At 66.9% G+C, this 20,484-nt stretch carries 24 protein-coding genes; 19 read left to right on the forward strand and 5 right to left on the reverse strand.

Translation table 11 applies throughout. The features are described 5' to 3' along the window. Positions 1-14: 14 nt before the first annotated feature. From AB0C96_RS23655 to AB0C96_RS23690, 8 genes are all read left to right on the forward strand, one after another. The gene (locus tag AB0C96_RS23655) at positions 15-521 is read left to right on the forward strand and encodes a hypothetical protein (protein ID WP_362919697.1); all 507 of its coding nucleotides are present in this window, start codon (positions 15-17) and stop codon (positions 519-521) included. A 34-nt stretch (positions 522-555) separates the two neighbouring features. Beyond that, the gene (locus AB0C96_RS23660; protein ID WP_362919698.1) at positions 556-981 is read left to right on the forward strand and encodes a hypothetical protein; all 426 of its coding nucleotides are present in this window, start codon (positions 556-558) and stop codon (positions 979-981) included. A gap of 96 nt (positions 982-1,077) precedes the next feature. Then, the gene (locus AB0C96_RS23665; protein ID WP_362919699.1) at positions 1,078-2,871 is read left to right on the forward strand and encodes a TraM recognition domain-containing protein; all 1,794 of its coding nucleotides are present in this window, start codon (positions 1,078-1,080) and stop codon (positions 2,869-2,871) included. Between the two features lie 111 nt (positions 2,872-2,982). Next, positions 2,983-3,231, forward strand: coding sequence for a hypothetical protein (locus AB0C96_RS23670; RefSeq protein ID WP_362919700.1), 249 nt, complete (start codon positions 2,983-2,985; stop codon positions 3,229-3,231). Continuing rightward, the gene (locus tag AB0C96_RS23675; protein ID WP_362919701.1) at positions 3,228-3,521 is read left to right on the forward strand and encodes a DnaB-like helicase N-terminal domain-containing protein; all 294 of its coding nucleotides are present in this window, start codon (positions 3,228-3,230) and stop codon (positions 3,519-3,521) included. Before AB0C96_RS23670 ends, AB0C96_RS23675 begins: the two co-directional genes overlap by 4 nt. Before the next feature lie 356 nt (positions 3,522-3,877). Continuing rightward, positions 3,878-4,870, forward strand: a complete 993-nt coding sequence (locus tag AB0C96_RS23680) for a hypothetical protein (protein ID WP_362919702.1) — start codon at positions 3,878-3,880, stop codon at positions 4,868-4,870. Between the two features lie 844 nt (positions 4,871-5,714). Continuing rightward, positions 5,715-7,391 carry a pentapeptide repeat-containing protein gene (locus AB0C96_RS23685; protein ID WP_362919703.1) on the forward strand — a complete coding sequence of 559 codons (1,677 nt, stop codon included), beginning with the start codon at positions 5,715-5,717 and terminating at the stop codon, positions 7,389-7,391. Positions 7,392-7,517: 126 nt separating this feature from the next. Further along, a complete protein-coding gene (locus tag AB0C96_RS23690) occupies positions 7,518-8,063 on the forward strand; it encodes a hypothetical protein (RefSeq protein WP_362919704.1) in 546 nt (181 codons plus the stop codon). Positions 8,064-8,720: 657 nt separating this feature from the next. Here the strand turns inward: AB0C96_RS23690 and AB0C96_RS23695 are convergent. Both AB0C96_RS23695 and AB0C96_RS23700 read right to left on the reverse strand, forming a co-directional pair. After that, positions 8,721-9,335: a hypothetical protein gene (locus tag AB0C96_RS23695; protein WP_362919705.1), complete on the reverse strand. Its 615-nt coding sequence runs from the start codon at positions 9,333-9,335 to the stop codon at positions 8,721-8,723. Positions 9,336-9,545: 210 nt separating this feature from the next. Beyond that, on the reverse strand, positions 9,546-9,779 hold the full coding sequence (locus AB0C96_RS23700) for a hypothetical protein (RefSeq protein ID WP_362919706.1): 234 nt from the start codon (positions 9,777-9,779) through the stop codon (positions 9,546-9,548). A gap of 229 nt (positions 9,780-10,008) precedes the next feature. Here AB0C96_RS23700 and AB0C96_RS23705 point away from each other — a divergent pair, with 229 nt between their 5' ends. From AB0C96_RS23705 to AB0C96_RS23735, 7 genes are all read left to right on the forward strand, one after another. Next, positions 10,009-10,620 (forward strand): DUF4913 domain-containing protein, encoded by a 612-nt coding sequence (locus AB0C96_RS23705; RefSeq protein WP_362919707.1) that lies wholly within the window; start codon positions 10,009-10,011, stop codon positions 10,618-10,620. 1 nt (position 10,621) lies between these two features. After that, entirely contained in the window at positions 10,622-11,422 is an 801-nt protein-coding gene (locus tag AB0C96_RS23710) for a hypothetical protein (RefSeq protein ID WP_362919708.1), read from the forward strand. Next, on the forward strand, positions 11,419-11,895 hold the full coding sequence (locus AB0C96_RS23715) for a hypothetical protein (protein WP_362919709.1): 477 nt from the start codon (positions 11,419-11,421) through the stop codon (positions 11,893-11,895). Before AB0C96_RS23710 ends, AB0C96_RS23715 begins: the two co-directional genes overlap by 4 nt. A 79-nt stretch (positions 11,896-11,974) precedes the next feature. Further along, complete coding sequence (locus tag AB0C96_RS23720) at positions 11,975-12,760, forward strand: winged helix-turn-helix transcriptional regulator (protein WP_362919710.1); 786 nt, start codon at positions 11,975-11,977, stop codon at positions 12,758-12,760. A 101-nt stretch (positions 12,761-12,861) separates the two neighbouring features. Next, entirely contained in the window at positions 12,862-13,707 is an 846-nt protein-coding gene (locus AB0C96_RS23725) for a DUF317 domain-containing protein (RefSeq protein WP_362919711.1), read from the forward strand. Between the two features lie 29 nt (positions 13,708-13,736). Then, a complete protein-coding gene (locus AB0C96_RS23730; protein ID WP_362919712.1) occupies positions 13,737-14,594 on the forward strand; it encodes a DUF317 domain-containing protein in 858 nt (285 codons plus the stop codon). Positions 14,595-14,909: 315 nt separating this feature from the next. Then, the gene (locus AB0C96_RS23735) at positions 14,910-15,170 is read left to right on the forward strand and encodes a hypothetical protein (RefSeq protein ID WP_362919713.1); all 261 of its coding nucleotides are present in this window, start codon (positions 14,910-14,912) and stop codon (positions 15,168-15,170) included. Between the two features lie 460 nt (positions 15,171-15,630). Here AB0C96_RS23735 and AB0C96_RS23740 read toward each other — a convergent pair whose 3' ends face one another. After that, positions 15,631-15,819: a hypothetical protein gene (locus AB0C96_RS23740; RefSeq protein ID WP_362919714.1), complete on the reverse strand. Its 189-nt coding sequence runs from the start codon at positions 15,817-15,819 to the stop codon at positions 15,631-15,633. A gap of 207 nt (positions 15,820-16,026) precedes the next feature. On the opposite strand from AB0C96_RS23740, the gene AB0C96_RS23745 reads away from it, so the two are divergent. The 4 genes from AB0C96_RS23745 to AB0C96_RS23760 all read left to right on the forward strand — a co-directional run bounded on the left by AB0C96_RS23745 (position 16,027) and on the right by AB0C96_RS23760 (position 17,403). Further along, positions 16,027-16,404 (forward strand): DUF317 domain-containing protein, encoded by a 378-nt coding sequence (locus AB0C96_RS23745; protein ID WP_362919715.1) that lies wholly within the window; start codon positions 16,027-16,029, stop codon positions 16,402-16,404. An 8-nt stretch (positions 16,405-16,412) separates the two neighbouring features. After that, positions 16,413-16,700, forward strand: a complete 288-nt coding sequence (locus AB0C96_RS23750) for a hypothetical protein (protein WP_362919716.1) — start codon at positions 16,413-16,415, stop codon at positions 16,698-16,700. A gap of 62 nt (positions 16,701-16,762) precedes the next feature. Continuing rightward, a complete protein-coding gene (locus AB0C96_RS23755) occupies positions 16,763-16,987 on the forward strand; it encodes a hypothetical protein (RefSeq protein ID WP_362919717.1) in 225 nt (74 codons plus the stop codon). Positions 16,988-17,070: 83 nt separating this feature from the next. Next, positions 17,071-17,403 (forward strand): esterase, encoded by a 333-nt coding sequence (locus tag AB0C96_RS23760; protein ID WP_362919718.1) that lies wholly within the window; start codon positions 17,071-17,073, stop codon positions 17,401-17,403. Positions 17,404-17,549: 146 nt separating this feature from the next. Here the strand turns inward: AB0C96_RS23760 and AB0C96_RS23765 are convergent, their stop codons facing one another. Both AB0C96_RS23765 and AB0C96_RS23770 read right to left on the reverse strand, forming a co-directional pair. Further along, positions 17,550-17,954: a hypothetical protein gene (locus tag AB0C96_RS23765; RefSeq protein ID WP_362919719.1), complete on the reverse strand. Its 405-nt coding sequence runs from the start codon at positions 17,952-17,954 to the stop codon at positions 17,550-17,552. 325 nt (positions 17,955-18,279) lie between these two features. Further along, the gene (locus tag AB0C96_RS23770) at positions 18,280-20,472 is read right to left on the reverse strand and encodes a hypothetical protein (RefSeq protein WP_362919720.1); all 2,193 of its coding nucleotides are present in this window, start codon (positions 20,470-20,472) and stop codon (positions 18,280-18,282) included. Between the last annotated feature and the right edge of the window lie 12 nt (positions 20,473-20,484).

Here is a 20,484-nt window from a genome sequence, read left to right on the forward strand (position 1 = left end):
CGAAAGGCTCTGCCGTGCACCTGTCCTTCGACTGCCACATACGGCGCTCCGCCGACACCGCAGCACTCCTCGCCACGCTCCACGCCAACCGCGAAGAAGGCTTTGAGCCCTACCTCCTCGCCGCCTGGTCGCCACATCTGGCAGCCGCGAACGCGCTTTCCCTCGCGCACCTGGCACAGCTGCTCGATGAGCCTCTCCATGCACGCCAGCAGCGCACCGGACGACGGCCGGCCCGTCCCGCCTGGCACTGCTCCGTGGTCAACGACACCGGCCGCGTCCTGTCCGACGAGGAGTGGGAGGCCCTGGTGAAGGACATCGTCGCCGCCACGGGGATCGCGCCCGGCGGCGACACGGCCGCCTGCCGGTGGGTCGCGTTGCGCCGGGGCCGCCGCTCGGTGGATCTCGTCGCCAACGTGATCCGCCAGGACGGGCGTTGGGCCCGGATCCATCAGGACACCTTCCACGCACGCTCCGCATGTGACCACTACGCCGGCGCCCTGACCGCCCAGCTCGCTGCCTGACCCGCCACCAGATCCTTCTCAGAAAGGCCGTCCCATGTCCCGCATCAGCCGATTCCTGTCCCGCTGCATCTCCTCCCTCTACGAGGTGTACGGGCGGGAAGCCGAGATCTACCGCGACCCGACCAGCGGCGCGGTCATCGCCGACTGCCGCAACAACTGCGCTCGCCGAATCTTCCTGGCCTGCGGCTTCGAAAGGACGCCCACAGCCTTCCGCCTGCGCCTGCCCGGGTGGCTGAGCGAGGCGGAGCAGAAGTCCCGTGCCACCCAGGCCATGGTCCATCTGTTCCATGCGGGCCACTACACCGACATCGCCTCCCACCTCGTCTGCGATTCCACGCTCACCGCCACATGGGCCGAGATCCGCGAGCGCCGCCCCGACCACCCCGGCTGGCTCACCAGCCCGACCACCGACACGCACACGGCCACGAGCACACAGACCGCCGCGTCCCACCGCCCGTAGACCACCTCCTTCACCTGCCTTCAGGAGTCCTCGTGATCACCAGAACAACGCGCCGCCCCGCCGTCCCTCACCGCGCCGCGCCACCTGGAACTCACCTTGTCGTCCCCACGCACCAGCACGCCCTCGACCACCACCGGTACCGACCTCCTCCTCTACCTCCTGCTCGCCGTCGCCGGGCTCGGCATGGCAGGAGGCTCGCTGGCCTGGCTGTTCGGCAACCTCACCAACGCCGTCGCCGACTCCGACCCATGGGCCGCCTACCACCCTGAAGAAGCGTTGCTTCACCCGGAGCGGGTCTGGCCTCATCTGCCGCAGCCCGCCCTGATCACCGGCTGCTACGTCCTGCCCGCCCTCGTCCTCATAGCCACCGCCGTCGTAGCCGCGAAGCTCTGGCTGCGCTTCCGCAGCAGCCCGTCGGGGCTGGCCACCCGACGTGACCTGGAGCCTCTGCTGGCCAAGCAGATCGCCGCCAAGGCCATCGACCTGCGCCCCAGTCTGGCGGGCAAGAAGCCCAAGGACGTCGCCCCCGACGACCGGGGTGTCCTGCTGGGCACCGTCAAACCGGGCAAGGACGAACTCCGCTCCTCCTGGGAGGACGTGATCCTGGCGATCATGGCTCCCCGCTCCGGCAAAACCTCCTCACTGGCCATCCCCGCCATCCTGCGCGCCCCCGGCCCCGTGCTGCTGACCTCCAACAAGGCGGCACGAGACGCCTACACCGCAACCATCGACGCCCGCGTCGAGGTCGGTACGGTGTGGACGCTGGATCCGCAGCAGATCGCCCACGCGCCACAGTCCATGTGGTGGGACATCCTCGCCGACGCCCGCGATCTCGCCGGGGCCCGGCGGCTCGCTGGGCACTTCGTCACCGCCTCCGTGGACGAGTCGAGCGCGGGCGACTTCTGGTCCACGGCCGCTGCCAACACCCTCACCGCGTTCTTCCTGGCCGCCGCCCAAGCCCGACGCCCGATCACGGACGTCCTGGCCTGGCTGGCCTCGCCAGCCGACCGCATGGCGATCGATCTGCTCCAGGACGCCGGGTTCGACGCAGTCGCCGCCCAGCTCCAGGGCACCGTGGCCGGCGCGGTCGAGACCCGCGACGGCATCTTCGAAACCGCCCGGCAGTACGCCAGCTGCCTGCTCGACCCGGGCATCGCCGCCTGGGTCACCCCGCCCAAGAGCCTTGAAAAAGTGCGGGAGTTCAAGCCGGAGGCGTTCGCGACCAGCAAGGACACGTTGTATCTGCTGTCGAAGGACGGCGGTGGCTCCGCCTCGGCGATCATCGCCGCAGCCGCCGACGCCGTCATGCGCGCCGCGGTCATCCAGGCCGAACGCGATGGCGGGCGTCTGGATGCTCCGCTGCTGGCGATCCTGGACGAGGCCGCCAACGTCTGCAAGATCGCCGACCTGCCGGACCTGTACTCGCATCTCGGGTCCCGCGGCGTCATCCCGATGACGATCCTGCAGTCCTACCAGCAGGGCGTTCGGGTCTGGGGCCAGTCCGGCATGGACGCGCTGCTCTCCGCCGCGACGATCAAGGTGATCGGCTCGGGCATGGACGACGCCGACTTCGCCGACAAGATCTCGCGCCTCGGCGGTGAGCACGACGTGCGCACGGTCTCGGTCTCCACCAGCGAGTCCGGCAAGTCCACCTCGGTCTCGATGCGCCAGGAACGCGTGCTCCCGCTGGACGTACTCCGCGCGATGCCCAAGGGCACCGCCGTGTTGATGGCCACCGGCATCCGCCTCTCGCGCATCGACCTCAAGCCCTGGTACAAGGGCCGCGACGCCAAGAAGCTGGGCGCCGCGTCCGCCAAGGCCACGGCCGCAATCAGCGAAAGTGCTGCCGCCAAGGCGCTGCGCCAGGACGACTTCACTCCCGCGGCATGACCGGCCCCGCGCACCTCCGCACCCGGGCGAGACCGCGCGGCGCGGCCCTCGCGCCGCGCCGCCCGCCCGATCCGCTTCCCGGCCTTCGCCTTGATCACGAGGTGCTCCCGCATGCCACACCCCGTACCGTCCTGGGCTTCCGATCAACCCTCCGAGCGGCTGGCCGACACTCCCGTCGTACGCCGCGCCGACCGCTGGTGGCTCGTATCCCCCTCCGGCACCATGCTCGCCACCGACCCCGCCTTCACGGGCGAACTGGACCACTTCGCCATCGACATGGCCGCCGCCAACCGCGCGGTCGCAGATCTGCACAGCGCACGCGACGCGTCCAACGGCCCCGTAGGTGAGGTCCGACGGTGACACCGCTTGTCCACGCCGAGCAGGCCGTCCTGGGGGCGGTCTTCCTGGCCCCAGGTCAGCTTGATCGCCTTTCCCCCTGGCTGCGACCGGAGCACTTCTCCCGTCCGGCACACACAGCCCTCTACGCCGCGATACTCAAGCTCCGATCCGACGACCACCCGGCTGCCAAGGCGCAGGGCGCAGGCAGCCCCGTGCCCATGTCGTGGATGACCGACACGGTCGCCGAGCCAAGCAAGCACACCCGGGAGCTAACCGCCTCCTACGCACCTTCGCTACGCGCAGGCGAGTGATTGATGTGCGGTCCGGGTGGTCAAGCTCACTGTGCTGCTGATCCCCCCCCCGACTCGTCTTCCTCCGTGGCGATCGTGGCGGACTGACGCGTGAGCTCTAGTGGTCGCCTCTGCAGGGGAGTTGTGTTTGGGAGCCGGGCTTGTGGCATGCTGGTGGTTCCGGCCGGTAGGCGGCCGTCCTTGTGCTGCAACTGCCCCGTGGTAGCGCTGTGTTGGATGAAGGAGCTCCGCTCCCCTTACGGCTTGGTCTGTAGGTAGCGTGCGTTGATCGCTTGACAGTTGTCAGGTATCTAGGGCAGTGGTGCCTGGGAACGGATCGAGCAATGCCGTCGAATCGTCTTACCCGTGACGCTCGCATGCGCGAGAAGTACACCGGGGAAGAGCACGCACAGGCGAAGGAAGCCGTGAAAGGCAAGTCCTCGGCCCCCGATCTCCTTCCTGTCGCGGATGCTGAACAGGCCGTGCTTGAGTCTGAGGTCATGCGCCTTCTCGGATGCGGTGGCTCCTTTTGGCCCCATCCCATCGGATTCTCCCGTATTGACTTGACGCAAGACTTGCCGGTTCTGCACCTTGATGCGTTTAGCGAGTGGCGTGGGCGCCGCACGGCTATGAGTAACGATGCAGTCCACAGCCTGCTGCCGAGCCAAGATTCGCATTCTGACGTGCACGGCGTTTCCGGATTGCGTGTCCATGCAATCCATGGCGAAGATCTGCACCTCACGATGGCTGGCAGTTCAAGTCGACTCGTTCTTCGGGGGACTCCGGGAGCTGACTGGGAAGCGGAAATCGACGAGCTAGCGAGCCAGACCCGCCAGGAGGGGTGCCGGCTCCTATGGGGGCTGCCAACGTTGGCCGTAAGCGAGCAATCACTGCTCCGCATTTTGCTCGATTACAGGGAGATGTCCTGGCTCGGGTCTGGCCTACTTCGCCGGAATGCCCTGTTGTGGAAGGTAAGCAGCGCGTTCTCGGCGAAGTCGTGGATCCATGGCGGAGAGTGGATTTTCGAGCTGGATGCACTGCCCACGGTCGAGGTGTACCACAACGAACTGTTGGCGCGACTCACTGACCCTGTGTGGGGGCTGCCCCTAAGGATCGTGGAAAATCGTTGCCGGTGCACGAAATCTGATTCGAGGCCAGATTATGCTGGTTACGAATGCACCTACCATCTAGGGTCCACTCAAGGGAAATTTGGCGGGCTTCAGATCCGTTTCAGGGTGATGTCGAAGAATGATCTTCGATATTTCCGCGGCGAACGGGTTCTCTACGAGAACCTCGAAGCCGATCGCAACTGGCTCAAGCGAGCCTTCCCTTCTCCTTCAAAAGAGGCGAGCGGATGCTCTGCGTGCTAGCCCATGGGAGAACATCCAGAAAGGGGAAATTCAGCATCACACAGATGAAGCTTTGAAAGTGGCGGCCGAGGCGCGCCAACGCCCCGGCCACCAGGTGCCCTACGGGTGGCTCCCGCGAAACATAATCCCTACCGCGACTGTGGAGGTCGTTCATGACCGTAGCATCTCGCCCAGCGAGCAGTTCCCCTGAAGACGGCGAATTCGGGGCGTGGCGTGCCTCGTTAAGCCGTCGCGGCCTGGAGGTTCGTGCGGGCCGTCATCTGCACCTGATGGCATCGCCAGCGCTACTCCTGTGGCTGGCCAGTCTGAGTTCAGGGGCAGCTGGCGCCCATTGGCTGCTGTGACAACTGCGTGAGTCGCGCCCCGGCCTTGCTCAGCCGGGGCTTCCGGCTACAGCCGAGTCGGCCCTCATGGACACGTCTGAGTCGCATGCGGGCTTTGACGCGGTCGGATCCGCTAATAGTAATCCCAATGCGGATGGGGCGGTTGTCACGGCTGTCGTCGTCCGCGGAGGGGGCACGGGCTTGGCGGGGGCGGTCGTTGATCTTCCAACAGCGCGCGGCGACGTTCCTGTGGGAGGTGCTGTCGGCGTGAGGTGGGAGACTTCGGTTGCCCCACCTTGACCCGCGACTCGCAAACTCCGCCAGCCCCGGAGCCAGTAGTCGTCCGAGCGCATCTGAGGCCCATCGGCCTGTTCCGCCGTATACACGAAACTGACTGCCCCCTCCACAACGTCTTTGAGGGCATGACACACCCGAGCACCGAACCGTCCCATGCCCCTCTGCGCTGGTGGCGCTGCGGTCATGGCGCGAGCCCTGCGACCGATCCTTTAGGATGCCGAGGCGTGCAGGTGCCCGATCATTCCGCCTGTCTGGCTCACTTGAGCGAATCAGATCGTGTCGACTACCTGACCACGTTGTCGCCGGGTGCCGACATCGACCACCGTGGCACCTCCTTCACCGGTGAACTGCTCAACGATCTGCTCACCGCTCTCACCGAACCCGCTACAGGCCGGCTCAGGATAGGTAACGCCCGCTTCGACCAAGCCTCGTTCGACGGCCCGGCCGTCTTCGACAGGGCGAGGTTCGAGGGCCCCGCCTGGTTTGCGGGAGCCACGTTCGGCGGCGACGCCCACTTCACCGGAACCGAGTTCGGCAGCGACGCGCACTTCGAGAGCACGTGCTTCGGAGGCCCTACCTCGTTCGAGCGGGCCGCATTCTCCAGCGGCGCCTGGTTCGTCGATACGGAATTAGGCGGGACTGCCAACTTCGGCGGAGTGAGGTTCAGCCGCGAGGCTTCGTTCCTGGGGGCGCATTTCAATAACGCCGCCTGGTTCGGCGGGGCCGAGTTCAGGGGCGATACCTGGTTCCGTCGGACGGTGTTCCGCGGCGACGCCGTCTTCCTTAAGGCTGCCTTCGAACGAACCACTGCCGTGGGACCATTAGTTTGTACCGGGACGCTGCACGTGTCGGAAGCAGTCTTCGGAATGCCCGTGACCATCGAGGTGGCAGCACACGCCTTGCACTGCCGACGAACGCGATGGGCGTCGACTGCTGCACTGCGGCTGCGACACGCCGCAGTGGATTTGAGCGACGCAGTCGTTGAGCACCCCGTGAGTATCGCCGCCCGCTCCCATCCTTTCAACGCGGACGGTGAGGAGTTGCCCGAAGTGGACTTGCCCAGCCCTCGCAACGTTCGCGTCGTATCGCTGCGAGGAGTAGATGCAGCGCACTTGGTACTCACCGACATCGACCTCACTGACTGCCGGTTCGCCGGAACGATCCATCTCGATCAACTGCGCCTGGAAGGGCTGTACACCCTGGCAGCCGTTCCCTCCGGTCTGCGTCGACGTGGGATACGACCGGTGCGCTGGACGCCGCGCCGGACACTGATCGAAGAACACCATTGGCGTGCGTCACGCTCCGCCGACCCAGATGGCTGGACCCCTCCCCTTCCCCAGGACGAGGCGCTGGAACCTGCCGCGCTTGCGCCCGTGTACCGGCACCTGCGCAAGAGCTTCGAAGACGGCAAGCATGAACCCGGAGCCGCCGACTTCTACTACGGTGAAATGGAGATGCGCCGCCACGCCGACGACATCCCCTGGTCCGAGCGGACTCTGCTCACCGCGTACTGGGCGCTTTCCGGCTACGGACTGCGGTCCTCCCGCGCCTTCATTTGGCTGATGACAGCCATGACCGCCACCGTTCTTGCGATGATGCTGTGGGGCCTGCCCCAGCACGATCCGGAGCCGACCAGCACGGGCACCCTGAACAGCAGCGGCAAGATCACGCTCACCACTGTTCCACCCAGCGCGGCCAACCCCAACGGGCCATATCACCAACGGATGTCAGCCGAACGGTTCGAGAAGTCCCTACGGGTGGTGATCAACTCGGTCGCCTTCCGTTCCTCTGGCCAGGACCTCACCACCGTTGGCGCGTACATCGAAATGGCCTCACGGCTGAGCGAACCTGCCCTGCTCGGCCTCGCGCTGCTAGCAATTCGCAATCGCGTCAAACGCTGAGGGCGCCGTAGGTACCGCATCCCGAGAATTCACCGAGCGCTCCCGGGAGCCGTACTGGTCTGGCCACCGAGAACAGCCGCAGAGACGACACGGGACAAGACAGAGAGTGCTACAGGAGGTCCGGGCATGGATGCTGTCTTAGCGAGCGTGGTGGCAGTTGTGGGCACACTGACGGGTTCGTGGGTCACGTACTCGTTTCAGCGGCGGTCGGCGGAGCGGGCGGAGCGGGTTCGTGGCCAGGAATTGCTTCGGCAGGAGAGAATTGCGGCCTGCAGCGCTTTTATCGGGATCCTGATGGAGTACCGCAAAAACTTGTATTTCCGGTGGCGGCTGAAGGATGAGGCGGCTCCGGAGGAGCAGCGGATGCGGGAGCGTGATGAGACTTACCGTCTCCGTGCGGAGGCTGAGCATGTGCTGGCCCGCGTTCGTCTGGTCACGGACGATGCCGCGCTCATGCGGTTGGCGTCTGAAGCTCTGAGAGTGCCAAGTTCTCTGCGTCATGCGGTGGATCGGGCTGATCTGGTTGGCCGGAGGGACGAGGTCGAGCGGGTGCATGACGAGTTCGTGGAGGCTGTGGCCTTGTTCGTTCGCAGAACTGATCCACGCGGTACGGTTTTACCCTCCGGGTCTGGTTCGTGGTGGCGTCACTTTAGGGCTCGCCTGTCGGGCTGAGCGTGTTGGTGCGGTCGCCGCGCTGCCGGTGGCTGCCGGCACGTTCCTGCCCGAGGAGACGGTGTGAGCGTGTCGGGTGCCGTGGTTATTCGTCTCCTACGAGCGTCTCCCGGCATGCGGCCCGAAAGCTCCCGCAAGTCTGGGCTGATTTGTCGAGCGCCACACTGGCCTCTTCGTAAGCTCTTCCGTACTCCGGCGTATCACGGCATCCCAATATTTAGAGAGATTCTTTAATTTCCCCTTGAGTTTTTCCTCCACCTTTCGGGTTTCGTGTGCCAAATCTCTGACATATTTCGGCCCAAATACCCCGATGCGTCCACACGACAATCATGTTGTATACAGCTTGCCGAAGATCTCAGAGGTACGTTTCACGCGTTGACGCATCTGGCGCCCGTAGCATGCCGTCGATTGCAGATGAGAGATGTTTAAGCTCTTCGAGATGCCCAGCATAAGCCTTGCCGCGCTCTTCTCTCACCCACTGAGCATGTTCGTTTTTCGCTTGACCGGCACCTGCTGAACGGCGGCCTGGACGGCCGCATCAGCGCTATGTCGCGCTGCCCTTCAGCTGGCCCATCCGCCGACTGTGGCGCCGATGATGGCGGCGGCGAAGCCGATGATGGCGGCGTAGAGAGCCGCCTTCCCCTCATCCATGGTCTCCTACTGATCAGCGTCTTCCGTGCCTTGGGTGCCGTCGTAGCCGAGGGCTTTGCTGGCCTGTGAGATGAATTCGTCGCGGGCTCTGTAGAGGTCATGCATCAGGTCTGATTGGTAGCTGTCGTCCCATTCAGGGCTGTCGTAAAGCGAGTGATGCAGGTACTCAACAACCCGATTGGATGCCGCTACCGCGAGGCGGGTGGCTATTCCGACGGACCGCGGTCCTTCGATTTGCACGCGGGGCTTGAACGCAGCGAGTTCGAGGTGGCGGGAAGTGGCTTCATCGAGCCTTTCCGCGGCTTCGTCGCGATCGTCGCGCACGGAAGAGGAGGCGTCGAGCAGTGCCTTTTCGAGGTCGATGACGAGGTTCACGAAGGCTGCGTAGGTCTGGGCGCGTGGTTCGCGCCGGTCGAGGTAATGGCTGGCTTTGACTTGCAGTCTGGCCTGCTCCAGCTGGGCATTGACGTGTTGCCGTGTTTGTTCGCGTAGGGCGTCGGCTTGGATGCGAGCTTGCGCTTCGGCTTTGCGCCCTGTGATCCATGCGCCGGCGGTTGTGCCCAGTGCGCCGACAGCTGCCCCGATGACGCCTCCGAGGAGTCCGGTTAACCCTGCGTCCACTTACCCCCCTGGTGGTGTGCGGTGGCGGGAGACTAACAGCGTACGAAGGCCCCGCCCGGTTGAGGCAAAGGCCATTCCATCTGCTGCCCAGTCGCCTGGCAGCTCATCGTCGACGTACTTGAGCTTCATGCGAGCTTTGACGAGGTCGGGTCCGCTGAGGGTGTCCCAGTAGGGGTGGGTGCGGATCTGGCCGATGAGTTTGAGGAGGCGTCAGCGGAGGTCGACTTCGAGCTGTTTGTCTTCGTCGCTCCAGCCGGGTGAGGGGTCGCGTCGGCGTTCGTGCCACTGGCCCTGACCGAGCTTGTCGTGCCAGCCGTCGATACATTCGGGCGCATCGGGGTGTGGATCAAGGAAGGCCTTGAGGTCGGCCGTGGCCTTGTGGGGGTCACGCTGTAGTTGAACCAGATCGTCGGGGAAGTCTTTAGCGACATGCCCCCCGTCCACGATCGAGCGGGGCCTCCGCATGCGGGTCCGGCCGGCCGTTACTGCTCGGCGTCAGAATCGCCGAACGGAAGCCCGCTCCCGGTCGGCGTCCCCGTGTGCCGGTTTCATCACAGGGCTACCCGCACCGGCTAGAGCTCTGAGCGGTGCATCTACCCCAAATTTCCGGCCTGACCAAACCGTGATTTCTCCGGAACCTCGACGCCCCACACCTTCACGCCAAGGGGTATCGATGTCTGAACCCGCTCACGACAGCAAGCCGGTACGCATACCGGACTACGACCTGGACGACCTGGTCGCCACGGTCACACGACTCGTCGCGGACAGCCGCAAGCAGGGCGAGACGCTGGCCCGGCTCGCCAACGAACAGCCGCCCCACCGCGATCGCGAACAGGATGAGCCCGGTCGTGCGGAAGGCGCTACGCCGACCTCCGCCCCGGCGGGCGACGATTCGGCTGTTACAGGGGCGGAGGGACCGTCCTCCATCTTCATCCTCGCGCTCGACGGCAAGGTGTACGCCGAGGAACTCGCCGCGCTGACAGCCTGGGTGCACCACCTTCTGCTGCCGGTCTACGGGCGGGAGATCACCACCGGCCGGCCGTGGTGCCAGCGGTGGTGGGAACACCCCGAGGCGGTCGCCCGGCTGCACGCCCTGTGGCTGGCCTGGCAGCAGCTCACCGACATCGAGGCCGGCCTGACCGGCCCGTCGACGTGGCACCGCGACCACTTGGACCCGGCCCTGATGCAACTCCGTACAGCGGACGGTCCGTTCGGTGCGTGCACCACCAGCTCGGCCCGGCCCAACCACCGGCTGCTGGCCGCGCCCGAGCCTGCCGGGGTCTGACATGGCCAACGCCTCTGTCCCGAGGCCGGACTACCGGATCGACGGTTTCGAGCCCGCCACCGAACTGATCGAGGACGACTTCCACACGGTCACGCTCTCGGACGACATGTTCGTGCCCCTTGCCGAGCACCACAGCGCCGACGGCCGCAATACTTACCTGCTGCTGTACGACCGGACCGCGATCTGGGACATACCCGGTACGGCGGAGTACGTCACGCTGCGCATCACCCGGGACATCGAACAGCACACGTTCGACTTTGCGCACGAGCGCCACCCGGTCATTCCCCTGGCGCAGAACTGGCTCATCCGCCAGCGCTGCCCGGCGGAGTCGGCAGAGCTGTCCAAGAACCAGGGGCCTCGGCCGGCCGACGCGCTCACGGCCCGGCTGGAGGACATGCTTCGGACCAACCCGGACGGCCGGTACACGGTCCTCGACCACTCCACCGACAACCCGTGCTCCTTCGACTTCGGCATCGAGGTCAGCACCCTCGTCCACGACAGTCACCCCGCCTCCGCGCACGCTCCGTACCGGCTCTTCCTTGAGGAGACCACCAAGGACTTCCGCTCCTACACGGTGCGGGAGGGTGCCTTCCCGACCGCCGAAGCCGCGGGCACCTGGGGCCGGGAGCGATCTACTCCTCTCCCTCTGGCTCCGGCTCCCAACGGCGCGGTCGGCTTGCGGGCCGAGGCTGCCCGTGCCCGCTCGACGGTCAAGACCAGCGGCCTCGCCGTGCCGCCAGCTGCCGTCGTGCCGTCCCGACCGGTGGCTGCGCCGGCACGTGTGCGTCGGAGCGCGCCGTGAGCCGGGCCCGGTACGCCTTCGCGGCTCATCCCGAGGCCCTCGCCGACCTGCGGTCCGTCCCGGAAGACATCCGTGACCTAGCCCTGCTGGAACTGCAGCACCTGGTCCACGGCAACGAGCGCGGCGCCGCTCTGCACCGCGAGCTGGCGGGCTGCCACAAGGTCTACGTCGATCCGGAGACCCGGTGGCGGCTGGTCATCCAGTATCGCGACGCCCCGGCCTCCTCCCAGCACACGAGGGAGATCTACCTCCTGGCCGTCGGCGAGCGCCAGGAGCAGGCCGCCTACCGCACCGCAGCGCGCCGACTGGAGCGCGAACGGGAGGCATCCGCCGCCACACAGCCTCTCGGACGTCGCGCCGAGGCCGCCAGGGCGCGCTCGCCCCACGGCAGCAGCGGCAGCCGGACCACCACCCATCCGCAGACGCCGGCGGCCCCCGCCACACAGCCACGGGGCCGGCGCACCCGCGCCTGATCTTCCGAATTCACCCGCCCCGCTGGACGCTCTGCGCGCTCCCGCTGACAGCCCCCGGCCGACTCTCGGAGAACTGGACATGCCCGGCCGCCGCATATCGGCACACGACGCCACGCTCGTCAGCAAGGCGATCGACCGCCTCGCTCCCCGCTGGACGACCTGGACGCTCCAGACCATCGCGCAGCACGGCCAGATGCGCTTCACGAAGATCGCCGCGGCGCTGCCGTGGCTCAGCACCCAGAACACGCAGCAGATCCTGCGACGCATGCACGCCACCGGCCTGCTGGACCGACCAGGCCACGGGGTCTACGAAGCCTCCCCCTGGGGCCGGACTGCGCACAGCGTGCACCGCACGCTCGCTTCCTGGCACCACACACACGCCGGTGAAAGCAGCCCGGCGGTCGCCGAAGCGGAGCGCACGGAGGACGCCCTGCGCCAGCCGCGCGGCGAGGGGACTGTCGAGGTCCTCCACGCCCTCTCGGAACACGGACCTGTTCCACACGGCGAACTGCGAAAGGCGTCGGGACTCGCCACGGGCACCTTTCATTACCGCCTCCAGCAGCTCCAGGAGGATCAGCTCTTGACCCGCACCGCCCCCTCGTTCCGTGCCGCGTACGCCCTGACCCCGGCAGCCCAGGCACTCGGGCCGATCTACGCGGAGCTGGCCGCCTTCGAGTCGATGGCTTCCTCCGCCGCTGTGCAACGCGACCCCGCCGAGCTGGCAGCGGCCCGCACGACGAGGGCCAACGCGGCCGTACAGCGAACCCCCTCAGCCTTCCCGGGGATGTTTTCCCACGCCCCGGCACCCCAGCCAGCTGTCCCGACACACCTCACGGCGCTCTCCCACCCCTCACGGACCAGGTGATCGACATGCCCACCGTCAGACCCTGCCGTCGCACCGGCGCCCGCGCACGTTCCCGTGCGAGCCGCGCGGGCGCCCGCTCACCCCCCTCCGGAGCTGTTCTCATGCCCACCACCGACCCGGATGTCGACGTCCTGATCGCCCCCGTCTACCTCGCCGGCCCCGGCACCGGGAACGCCGTCTTCAACACCCTTGATTCCGCGGCAGGCTGGACCAAGGTCCTGGCCTTCGGCAGCGACACGTACTACACCAGCCCCTGCCAACGGGTGCGCATCGCCAACGCCGTGGAAAGCCACTACGGCGGCTGGACGATCTCGTATGCCGAGGACCCGCTCGGCATACCGGACTGGATCACCACCTTCGACCGCGACACCCCGCAAGAGATCGTGGCGGCCTTCACAGACACGCTCGTCGCAGGACTGCCCAACCACTTCGCCGACTACCTCAGCGGCGGCGAACACCACACCGGGCACACGCCCGCCACCGTGCTCACCAGTCGCCAGTGGGAGGCCGTCCGTGGCACGCGGCCGTTCCGCACGGTTTCGCCCGACGGCCACGCCGCCTTCCGGATACGCAGCGGCTGGCTCCACGAGTACGACGAGTTGCTCACCCCGGCGAAGTCGACATGGCGGATGTCCGCCGGCCCCGACCCCATCACCACGCCGAGCTGGCAGGCGTACTTCAGCCGGGGCACCCCTGAGCACCTCATGACCGCCGCGGCCAACGCCCTGACCGACCCAAGGCCCGTCGGCCGCGCGGCGTTCCTCATTCCCGACCGCCACCGCTCCCTGGTCGAGACCCAGCCCCTGCGCCCCGATCAGGCGACTTCCCGCAGCACGGCTGCGCTGGCCCGCAGTTCTCCCAGCCACACGGTGCACCACGTCCAGCCCCCACCAGCCGCATCCGCTCCCCTCCCGCCCGTCGTCGCCGGCTCGCGCCGTCAGCGCTAACCCCACACCGCACCCGGAGATCCGAACCCATGCCCGCCCACGCTCCTGACGGAGACTTCTACGTTTCCCCGGTCTACCTCGCCGGCCGCACCTTCACCGGTGATCCCGCCCTCCAGCCACTCCTCGACCAGGGGTTCCACCTCCACCACGACGAGCTGGCGAATGTGTACGTCACCTCGCCCGAACAGCACATCCGGCTCGGCTACCTCCCCGAAGGCGAAGACACCGCCCTGTGGAAGATCGCGGTGCACTCCGACCCGTTCGGCCCGCCCCGCTGGCTGGCCACCTTCGACAACAGCACGCCCACAGAACTCGTAACCGCCTTCACCACGGCCCTCGCCCACGACTACGCGCAGGGCCACGACACCTACCTCTACGGCAGCACCGGCCGGGACCGCGGCTTCCAGCCACTAGTCGAGGCCGGCTGGCGCACCGACAAAGGGCCACACCTCAGCGTCTCCGTCGCCCCCGACGGCCTCGCGGAAATGAACCACGTCCGAGGGACGCTGGATCATCAGGCCGAACAGTCCGGCTACCAATACCGTTGGAGCGCCAGTGGCGGACGCGACGGCTACCGCTCCAGCTGGCACGCGACGTTCACCACCCACACCCCGTCACACCTGATCGCCGCCACCGCCACCGCCCTCGCCGACCCCGCCCCGGTGCCCCGGTACGGGGCCGAGATCCCCAAGCGCAACCTCGCCGCGGCCCACGTGACGCCGGTGCCCCCACCGGTACCGACTCCGCTCGACGTCCGCCGCGCAACAGCAGCCCGCGCCCGCTCCGCCGGTCACCGCGCCCTCACTCACCCTCCGGCGAAGGCGATGGCGATGGCCGCCAGCAGGCCGAGCGCCGCGCTGCCGACACATGCCGCCCGCCGCCGATGACCTGCGCCGCCACCTCGAAGGCCCTTCCATGCCGGCCCCGACCTCGCGAACGCTCCAGAGGCCCCGACGACGTCGAAAGCACCCGAACAAAAAAGAGAGACCAGCCATACCCGCACCCGCGAGGGCGCAGGATTTGATTGCTCAACTCGTCGGATGAGCCTGGAAGATGGCTGGTCTCGCGAGCAAGTTAAGCACACCTTTCGCGCTGGCGGTCTACCCCCACAACTCCCAGGCCATAACTTCTCCGAAAGCGCTCGTCGGCGCCGGCGAGGTCATCCGCGACGCACCGAACTCCATCCGTCCTGGGCACCGTTGGTGGAGGCCAACACCCTGCGGCTCGTCGCCAACACTGCCGGCCTCCGAACGCCCTCACTTTTCTCCCTGGCAACGCCACGCCTGATCAGGGCGGTCGACGCTCAGCCACTCGAAGCGCAGCAGGCCATCGTCGAACGAGACGCCGAACGCTTCGCGAACCCCGACGAGCACGTACCCAACCCGCGTTCCCTCGCTGCCGTTTTCAGCGCGCGCATCACCACTGACTTCGGGAGCCATTGGCGCCTGACGCATCCGATCTGACCTCCGCCGATGCCCTGATCAGCGCTGGCTGGGGTCACCCCGTAGACGAGCTGTACGACTACCTACGCGAAGGCAGCGCCCACAACCCGGCACTCGTCGCGGTACTGCGGGTGCGCACGGCGCTCGTCATCGACGACAGCGAGGTCACCGTGCACCGGGCATGGATACACAGTCTCACCCGCAAGCACCACGTCCCGCTCCACCACAACCTCCAGCAGCTCAGCTCCTCATCGGCCGAACTGCGGCAAGCCCACGCTGCGAACCAGATCCGCCCTCCACGCCATCCGCTCCATCATCGACGCCTACCCCGAAGGGCACCTTGCCCAAGGACTCACACGGTCCCTGGACCGCTCCGCCGTGCGCGCCGAGGCAGCACGCGCACGGTCGTCCACGCCGATACTCAGAACACCGGCCATACGGCGAATGCCGGAACGAACAACGAGGTGCGCTCGCCCCGCCGTTAGACGGCGCCCGCCGCACCATGCAGGCCCCTGCCCAGCTCGCCCGGGGCTTCGGCGCCGACCAGCTGCGCCAGCTCGTCCACGGTCAGCTCGATCCGTCTGCCGTCGGCCATGCGGGCCCGGCCCAGGGACGCAGCCTCCGCATCTTCGACTGCCTCGGCGTACGTACGGATCTCTTCGCTCTCCAACCCAACCTCCCATAGCGATCGGTCGCCCCGGAACAGCCCCGCGGGCGACCGATTCATTCCCCCTTGCGCGGACATCAGCAGCCCACCCCCTCGCCAGTTCGCCAACGGCAGACGCACACCGCCGGACAGGACTGGAGCCCCCCTCCCAGACCATGTCAACGTACGGACGCCGCGGAAAACCGCAGGTCAACGAAGGGATTGCTGATCGTGACGCTCACCGCCACCGCCCCGTTCCAAGCCCCCGCCGCGCTTCCGTTCGCCGCCCTCGGAGAGCATGAGTGGCCGCTCGACTGCCACTGCGCAGACCCCGTCACCGACCTCCTCAACAACGAGGGGTGGGACGTCGTCTCCGACACGGACTGCAACGTCCACTGTTCCAGCCCCGACCAACACGTCTACGTGGGATTCCTCCCCGAGAGGCCGGCAGCGGCATGCGGCGAGCTGTGGCACATCCACGTCCAGGGGAAGAACGGCACGACCGGCTGGCGCCAGAGCTTCGGGCCGGACACCCGGCACAGGCCGTCGCCGGATTCCTCGCAGCTCTCCTCTCCTCCCAGCCGCCACTGCCCCTGCATCTGGCCATGAGATCCCGCATGACCCGCCACTCGATCATCGTGACCGCCTATCACGCCGACGGCACCATCTACCCGTCCGAGCATCGGCACACCACCAGCGGTAGCCCCCTCACCAAGGGATGTACCGGACGGGAGCGATTCCTCGCGACCTGCAAGCAGTGGACCAGCGGCCGCTCGTCCACCAAGTCCTACGCCGTCGAGGAGGGCAGACGCCACCGCTCCAACCAGCTCCCGACGAAATCCACACCACCGTCGAAGAGCCCTGCCGTAGTGCGCCAGCTCCTGCGCTTCGACGCAGCGGACTGACCGACCGCTTGCACGCTTCGCCTGTTCCCCCTCCCTGCTCACTCTTCCTCCCGGAGGCCGCCGTGTCGCACAAGATCACCGTCCGCCAACTGATCCACCAGCTCCAGACCGTCGACCCCGACCTGCCTGCCTACCTCGCCATCAATCCCGACTGGCCCTACGCCCACTACATCGGCCGCATCTTCGAAGTCCCCGGCTCTAACGGCGCCGTGTACCTCGCCGAAAACGGCCAGGAGGGCGTACTCCCTCCCGCGGTCCGCACTGAGCTGAGCTGGGCGGACATGTGAACTACCGCCCCTCTGCGCGCCTCTTGGCGAAGGCGATCGGCCCGGATCCGTACCTGGACCTCAGCGATCTTGCCCTCCGCCCTATGCCCGCGTCGGCACGCGGTGCCCTCCTGGCCTCCGTCCCCCCTCGGGCCAACGAGCCGATCCGCGCCACGTGGGCCAGCGCTCTGAAATCCGAGCCGCTCGGGCCCGGCGCCATCCTGCTGAGCTGGAAACCCGGCCGCGACGACGACATGGACGTCACCGCCCATCTCGGGCTGGCCGCGACCACCGTCCTCCTCGCCACCTGGCCCAGCCTCCACGGCAACTGGACTCCCATCGTCCACCCCACGCTGTACGAAGTCGCTGGCCTTCACGCCGCACTGACCATCGCCACCGACGCCCTGCACCTCGCCAACCACCTGGCCGCTGACTGAATGCCGCTCGCTCCGACCGCTGAGTGGTTGTCCCGCAATGGGGCAACCACTCAGGGGAGATACGCTGCCTGGCGCGATATGCCGGAGCAGTAAGGGCCATGGCGGAGCCTGAACGCGTTTCCGCATATGGACGGCCTTGCTGGCGGTCACCCCGGGTGGGTGTACTCAGACGATTCGGGACGGAGCGCCTGGATGGCAGCGGTGATGTCGGGGTGCCCATAGCGGTCAGTGAGAGTGGCAAGAGTGTCGATCAGGTGGATCTTGGCGTCGGTGGAGAGGCGTTCCGCAAAGGTATGAAGCAGCCGGGCCAGTGGGGCCCATCGGCCCTGCGGTGCATAAGGGGCTGCCGTGGCAAGCAGCTGCTCAAGGCGGGAAAGAGAGTCACTGTCGAGAGATTGAGGTGCGGTGGCGAACCAGTACGCCATGGCCAGGGAGGGGTCGCTCATCAGGGTGTCGCGCAGGGACTGGGCGTCGGCCAGGCGGCGGCTCTGCTCAGCGCGGCGTTGCTCCTGCTCGTCCGCGTGTCGCTGGTGTGTGATGGCAGCGCTCACGGCATCGGGCTCGGCTGTCAGGTGAACCGTGGCCCAGAGGAGCCTGACCGGTATATGGGGAACGTCGGTGCGGCGGCCGAGGAGGGTGTTGATGCGTGCGGCGGCTGGGACACTGTCGGTTACGGGGTAGCTGCTGGTGATGTTGCGAGCGATCGTCAGTGCGTGGTCGGTTGCTGCCGCATGGGGACTGTGGTGCGGATGGGGCGAGGGGAGCTCTTCCCAGGCCCCGGCGAGACTGAGGATGAAGGAGTGGCCGGGAGTGGAGCTGGGCGCCGGGCAGGTGATGTCGAGAGTGCCTGCCCGGGGTGTGGGCCAGCCCTCTCTTCTACGCCGTGGTCGGGACATGGTGCAGGAGTGCGGGTGTGGTCGGGTCTGCTTCCCGGAGAGCAGTGACGATTGAATCGCGCAGGTATGTGCGCTCGGTGGGCTGCTGTCCGGCGTGGGCCGGTTCCCAACCGTAGACCGCGTGGTTGAGGAGGAGGAATCGTGGTGCGAGGTAGGTGCGGTCGTCCTCGGAGCGGAACACGGCTTCCGTGAAGGTTTGCAAGACGACGGGCCGCAGGTCGAGGTCGATGAGGGCGGCATCGAGCCAGGTGTTGACAGCGTCCTGGAGGTTGCGACTCAACTTGCCGTCCAGGACGCAGCGCCAGCCGCTGAGGGTCCAGGGTGCAGGTTTGGTGCCCCCTTCAGCGAGGAGCACGGGGGCGCCGTCTGGGGTGGTCCGTCCGGCGAGGTGGAGGAAGGCGCGGCGCGCGGCGTCGGTGTAGTGGTGCTGGGAGGCGTTGAACCAGGAGGTGAGAGTGGTACGGATCGTCTCCTGGAGACCTTGCTGATCCCACAGATCCATCAAGGCGTCGCCGACGGCATCAGTGACGTCGGGGTCGGTGGTGTTGGCGGCCAATTCGGAGAGTCGCTTGAGGGCGATCTTGGGGTAGACGGAACCGAGCTGGGCCAAGGCGCCGGCGAGTGCCTGTTTGAGGACGGTGGGTGTGTGCTTGCGGTCAGTGAGATCCGCGGTGTCGGGATCCTTGGCCCAGGCGAGGTACTGCTCGCGGGTGCGCTTACCGGTCGTGGGGTCGACGGCGGCGGCGACCAGGAGGTCCTGGGCGTGGCCGCGGAGGTGCTGAGTGCCAGCCCAGTGCGTGGCGATGGTGCGCAGGATGGTGAAACTCTGCTTGGTGAGCGTGTAGCGGGTGGCCCATTGGGTGACACGGTCGGCCAGAGGAATGCCCAGGTCACGAGGAAGTGTCGTTGCCTGTTCCGCGGTCCATCGGGTGAAGTCGGCTACGTGGTGGGGGCGGTCGACCCAGAAGTACTCGACGGCCGCCTCGGCGTATCCGGGCTTCAGGAAGCGGATGCGGTCGTCGGCCCCGAGTTCCGCGCCGATGATGTCGGTGAGCTGGATGATGCCGGGCCCCTGTTGGCCCTTGGTGGGCTGAGGTGTGTCGTCAAGAGCCGTGCCGAGGGTGGAGTGGGCTTCGTAGACAGTCTCGACGGGGGCGCCGTCAAGTACGGCAGCGGCAAGCAGGTAGTTGCGGTGGGCGCTGTCGGTGTTGTTGGTGTGCCACTCGCACAGCTTGCGGCGCCAGTTCTGGGCGGATTGGACAACGAACTCAACGAGTTCGTGGAAGGGCTTTGGGTCGGTGGTGGACCGGTTGAGGGCAACAGCGGCTTCAATGGTGTCGGCCCAGTAGACGGCTTCGGCTGGTACAGCGCCGCTGAGATGCTTGTTGATCTTTTCTTCCCCGAGCCAGTTGCTCAGGTCATCGATGCAAGGCTCACGACGGGTAAGGCGTGCGCGGAACACCTCAAGCGCGGCCGGCGGGGCGAGGGGATGTGCCAGCTCGGCGGCCTCGTCAGCCACACGCGTCCAGGTGTCGGTGTGGGTGACCAGGACGAGGAACGAGCGGGTCGTGCGCAGGTGGCTTTCCACTTCTCTCAGGTGGAGACCAAATCCGGTCCGCAGTGTTTCCTCTTCGTCCCTGAGGTCCAGGATCCAGCCCGTATCCTCGTCCTGGAGACCTTCAAGGTCCACCTTTTCGTTGGGTTCGCGGCGGACCTGACGGATGGCCTTCATGTTCCTAGAGGTGAAAACGTGTAGGGCCGTGGTGTAGCGACCAGTGCCAGCTTGGGCATGGATGACGACGACGCGGTGTGCGTCGAGGAGTTCATCGATGGCCTTCGTCGCCTCGTCGCGCGGGATGTAGAACTGCAGCTGGCGGTTGAGCCAGTCCTTGGGTAGGGGTGTTCCGCGCAGGCGGTGGATCTCGCTGATGTTTTGCACGCCGATGACCGTCCCCTTGTTATGGGGGACGGTCTGTACGACGGCCGCGTCAGTCCCGTGTCCATCGGAGTCGGCTACCGCCTCATCATCAGCCTCTACGCCTGCACCGTCGTCGGGGGCGTGGCTGAAATCGTCACTGTCGGGCAGGGGTGATTCGGGTGTTCCTTCAGCGGGTGGCGTGTCGTTTCGGGCTCCCGCGAGGATCTGCTCCGACGGTTGCGCGTCATTCGTCATGTGGGATGCCGC

The sequence above is a fragment of the Streptomyces sp. NPDC048506 genome, assembly GCF_040651315.1.
Lineage (GTDB): Bacteria > Actinomycetota > Actinomycetes > Streptomycetales > Streptomycetaceae > Streptomyces.

Coding starts and splice junctions, on each gene's coding strand:
- AB0C96_RS23660 (WP_362919698.1), top strand. CDS start 556: ATGTCCCGCATCAGCCGATTCCTGTCCCGCTGCATCTCCTCCCTCTAC.
- AB0C96_RS23670 (WP_362919700.1), top strand. CDS start 2,983: ATGCCACACCCCGTACCGTCCTGGGCTTCCGATCAACCCTCCGAGCGG.
- AB0C96_RS23680 (WP_362919702.1), top strand. CDS start 3,878: ATGCGCGAGAAGTACACCGGGGAAGAGCACGCACAGGCGAAGGAAGCC.
- AB0C96_RS23690 (WP_362919704.1), top strand. CDS start 7,518: ATGGATGCTGTCTTAGCGAGCGTGGTGGCAGTTGTGGGCACACTGACG.
- AB0C96_RS23705 (WP_362919707.1), top strand. CDS start 10,009: ATGTCTGAACCCGCTCACGACAGCAAGCCGGTACGCATACCGGACTAC.
- AB0C96_RS23710 (WP_362919708.1), top strand. CDS start 10,622: ATGGCCAACGCCTCTGTCCCGAGGCCGGACTACCGGATCGACGGTTTC.
- AB0C96_RS23720 (WP_362919710.1), top strand. CDS start 11,975: ATGCCCGGCCGCCGCATATCGGCACACGACGCCACGCTCGTCAGCAAG.
- AB0C96_RS23725 (WP_362919711.1), top strand. CDS start 12,862: ATGCCCACCACCGACCCGGATGTCGACGTCCTGATCGCCCCCGTCTAC.
- AB0C96_RS23730 (WP_362919712.1), top strand. CDS start 13,737: ATGCCCGCCCACGCTCCTGACGGAGACTTCTACGTTTCCCCGGTCTAC.
- AB0C96_RS23750 (WP_362919716.1), top strand. CDS start 16,413: ATGACCCGCCACTCGATCATCGTGACCGCCTATCACGCCGACGGCACC.
- AB0C96_RS23760 (WP_362919718.1), top strand. CDS start 17,071: ATGCCCGCGTCGGCACGCGGTGCCCTCCTGGCCTCCGTCCCCCCTCGG.
- AB0C96_RS23770 (WP_362919720.1), bottom strand. CDS start 20,472: ATGACGAATGACGCGCAACCGTCGGAGCAGATCCTCGCGGGAGCCCGA.